We start from the raw sequence: 3,720 nt of genomic DNA, 5'->3' as shown, positions 1-3,720 counted from the left end.
AACACAACCCGCTACGGGGGAGACTTACCCGAAATCTGATTTATTCAACAAAGCCCACCTGAACTACACGCTGTCGGATAATCAGGACATCATCAATATGTATCGTGCAGCGGATCATCGCCGTGCGGAACTGGTCTCCGGTGGCCGTTTGTTTAACGTCGGCGAAGTGCCTAAGTCCGTATGGCGTTACGTTTTATAAGAAAGTAGCCATCCGCGCGAAATGTTATATACTCTCCGCCCTGCAAACTGGCTGTACAACATTTCGCGCAGATTTATGGGAGAGTTCATGACCGCAACGCCTGGAGAAAGAATTGGAGGCTGGTTAATCGCCCCACTGGCATGGCTGCTGGTTGCCTTATTAAGCGCATCACTTGCGCTGCTGCTTTATACCACCGCGCTGGTTACCCCTCATGCAATCCAGACCCTGATGTCGCAAAGTGTGCTGAATATTACGCTGTGGTTCGTGTCGTTCGTCTTCGCCATAGGCATGTGGTACTACACGCTGTGGCTAACCATTGCGTTCTTTAAACGCCGCAAAAATGTGCCTAAGCACTACATCATCTGGCTGCTCGTTTCCGTACTGCTGGCGGTGAAAGCCTTTGCTTTTTCACCGGTTTCGGACGCGCTGGCCGTTCGTCAGCTGCTTTTCCCGTTACTGGCGGCGGCGCTTCTGGTGCCCTATTTCAAGCGTTCGACGAGGGTGAAGAACACCTTCGTGAATCCGTAATAACCTTACAGATAACCTGTTGTCGCCTGTTGTGGTTTATCCGATAATAGGCGGCTTTTTTATTTCAGGCTGAATAATGACCGATTACTTACTGCTCTTTGTCGGCACAGTGCTGGTTAACAACTTCGTTCTGGTGAAGTTCCTTGGCCTGTGTCCGTTTATGGGCGTGTCCAAAAAGCTGGAAACGGCAATGGGCATGGGGCTGGCAACCACCTTCGTGATGACGATGGCGTCCATCTGCGCCTGGTTGATTGATACCTGGATCCTCATCCCGCTGGGTTTAGTCTATCTCCGTACGCTGGCCTTTATTCTGGTCATTGCCGTAGTGGTGCAATTTACCGAAATGGTGGTGCGTAAAACCAGCCCGGCGCTCTATCGCCTGCTGGGTATCTTTCTGCCGTTGATCACCACCAACTGTGCCGTTCTTGGCGTAGCGCTGTTGAACATTAATCTCGGGCATAATTTCATGCAGTCGGCGCTGTACGGTTTTTCTGCCGCCGTCGGTTTCTCGCTGGTGATGGTGCTGTTTGCCTCTATTCGTGAGCGCCTCGCCGCAGCGGATATCCCTGCGCCCTTTCGCGGAAACGCGATTGCACTGGTGACCGCAGGTTTAATGTCTCTGGCCTTTATGGGCTTTAGTGGTCTGGTGAAGTTGTAATGAATACCATCTGGATTGCCATCGCCTCCATCAGCGTGCTGGGGTTGGTGTTTGGCCTGATTCTGGGTTACGCCTCCCGCCGATTCGCGGTAGAGGACGATCCTGTTGTTGAAAAAATCGATGAGCTTTTACCGCAAAGCCAGTGTGGGCAGTGCGGCTATCCTGGCTGTCGTCCCTATGCAGAAGCCGTGGGTATTCAGGGTGAGAAAATCAACCGCTGTGCGCCAGGTGGCGAAGCGGTAATGCTGAAAATTGCAGCGCTGCTAAACGTCGACCCGCAACCCATTGATGGCGATGCGCAGGTGCAGGAGCCCGTGCGTGCCCTCGCGGTGATAGACGAAGCGAACTGCATTGGCTGCACCAAGTGTATTCAGGCATGCCCTGTCGACGCCATTGTTGGCGCCACCCGCGCCATGCACACCGTTGTGGCGGATCTGTGCACCGGCTGTAACCTCTGCGTGGCCCCCTGCCCGACGCAATGTATTGAGTTGCGCCCGGTTGAAACGACTACCGAAAGCTGGAAGTGGGATCTTCAAACCATTCCGGTTCGCAATATTCCTGTGGAACAACATGCTTAAGTTATTTTCTGCTTTCAGAAAAGAAAAGATTTGGGACTTTGACGGCGGGATCCATCCGCCAGAGATGAAAACCCAGTCCAGCGGCACGCCGCTGCGTCAAATTCCGCTGGCGACCCGTTTCGTCATGCCGCTGAAGCAGCACATTGGCGCTGAGGGTGAGTTGTGCGTTAAAGAAGGCGATACCGTCCTTCGCGGCCAGCCATTGACCTTTGGTCGTGGGCGTATGCTGCCGATCCACGCCCCGACATCCGGTAAAGTGGTGGCGATTACCCCTCACACCGTTGCACATCCGTCAGCCCTCTCCGAACTGAGCGTCATTATTGAAGCCGACGGCGAAGACCGCTGGATCGAGCGTGATGGCTGGAGCGACTACCGCGCCCGCAGCCGGGAAGCGCTTATCGACCGTATTCATCAGTTCGGCGTTGCCGGGCTGGGTGGCGCAGGGTTCCCGACCGGCGTCAAACTGCGCGGTGGCGGCGATAAAATTCAGACCCTGATTATCAACGCCGCCGAATGCGAACCCTATATCACCGCCGATGACCGCCTGATGCAGGACTGCGCCGCGCAGGTCGTTGAGGGGATCCGTATCCTCGCCCATGTGCTGCAGCCCCGTGAAGTGCTGATTGGCATTGAGGATAACAAACCGCAGGCCATTTCCATGCTGCGCGCGGTGCTCGCCGGTAGCCACGATATCAGCCTGCGCGTCATTCCGACCAAGTACCCGTCGGGCGGGGCAAAACAGCTGACGCAAATACTCACCGGAAAGCAGGTTCCCCACGGCGGCCGCTCATCGGATATTGGCGTGCTGATGCAAAACGTGGGTACCGCCTACGCAGTGAAACGCGCGGTGATTGACGGTGAACCCCTGACCGAACGCGTGGTGACGATGACGGGCGAGTCAGTGTCTCGTCCGGGGAACGTCTGGGCGCGTCTGGGCACGCCGGTTCGTCATCTTCTGGAGCAGGCCGGATTCTGTCCCGGCAGCGATCAGATGGTGATCATGGGCGGTCCATTGATGGGCTTTACCCTGCCGTGGCTGGACGTTCCGGTCGTAAAAATCACTAACTGTCTGCTCGCCCCCTCCCCCACCGAAATGGGTGAAGAGCAGGAAGAGAAAGGCTGCATCCGCTGCAGCGCCTGCGCCGATGCCTGCCCGGCCGATCTGCTTCCACAGCAGTTGTACTGGTACAGCAAAGGTCAGCTGCACGGTAAAGCACAAGCGCATAATCTGGCTGACTGCATCGAATGCGGCGCGTGCGCCTGGGTCTGCCCTAGCAACATTCCGCTGGTGCAGTACTTCCGTCAGGAGAAGGCCGAGATTTATGCCATCTCGATGGAAGAAAAACGCGCTGCCGAAGCGAAAGCCCGCTTTGAAGCCCGCCAGGCTCGTCTGGAGCGTGAAAAACTGGCCCGTCAGGAGCGTCATAAGCAGGCTGCCGTTCAGCCAGGCGAGAAAGATCAGGATGCCATTAACGCGGCGCTGGCTCGCGTGCGCGAGAAAAAAGCAACCGCAGCGCAACCTGTGGTGATCTCCGCCGGTGAGAAGCCAGATAACAGCGAAGCCATTGCCGCACGTGAAGCGCGTAAGGCCGCGGCGCGCGCGCGTCAGGCGGAAAAAGCGCAAACAGGGCAACCGGAAGAAACCCGTGTCGATCCGCGTAAAGCGGCCGTTGAAGCGGCCATCGCCCGCGCCAAAGCACGGAAAGCGGCGCAGCAACCACAACCAGCTGCAGAAGAGGCACCAGTCGACCCGCGCA

General features: G+C 56.8%; 5 protein-coding genes. All 5 read left to right on the top strand.

What is annotated here, in order from left to right:
* Nucleotides 1-199 (top strand): transcription modulator YdgT (gene ydgT / locus HX884_RS06080; protein WP_178327851.1); only part of this gene is annotated, 199 nt, incomplete at its 5' end.
* An 87-nt stretch (nucleotides 200-286) separates the two neighbouring features.
* Entirely contained in the window at nucleotides 287-727 is a 441-nt protein-coding gene (locus tag HX884_RS06075) for a DUF2569 domain-containing protein (RefSeq protein WP_013096897.1), read from the top strand.
* A gap of 76 nt (nucleotides 728-803) precedes the next feature.
* Complete coding sequence (rsxA, locus tag HX884_RS06070; RefSeq protein ID WP_013096898.1) at nucleotides 804-1,385, top strand: electron transport complex subunit RsxA; 582 nt, start codon at nucleotides 804-806, stop codon at nucleotides 1,383-1,385.
* The gene (gene rsxB / locus HX884_RS06065) at nucleotides 1,385-1,963 is read left to right on the top strand and encodes an electron transport complex subunit RsxB (RefSeq protein ID WP_013096899.1); all 579 of its coding nucleotides are present in this window, start codon (nucleotides 1,385-1,387) and stop codon (nucleotides 1,961-1,963) included. Before rsxA ends, rsxB begins: the two co-directional genes overlap by 1 nt.
* Nucleotides 1,956-3,720: electron transport complex subunit RsxC (gene rsxC, locus HX884_RS06060; protein WP_178327850.1), on the top strand; the 1,765-nt coding region annotated here is incomplete at its 3' end. The genes rsxB and rsxC, both read left to right, overlap by 8 nt.

Origin of the sequence: Enterobacter sp. SECR19-1250 (assembly GCF_013391025.1) — a bacterium.
GTDB lineage: Bacteria > Pseudomonadota > Gammaproteobacteria > Enterobacterales > Enterobacteriaceae > Enterobacter > Enterobacter cloacae.
Note: the sequence above shows the minus strand (reverse complement) of the source record. Positions and strands in the feature narration are given on the sequence as shown.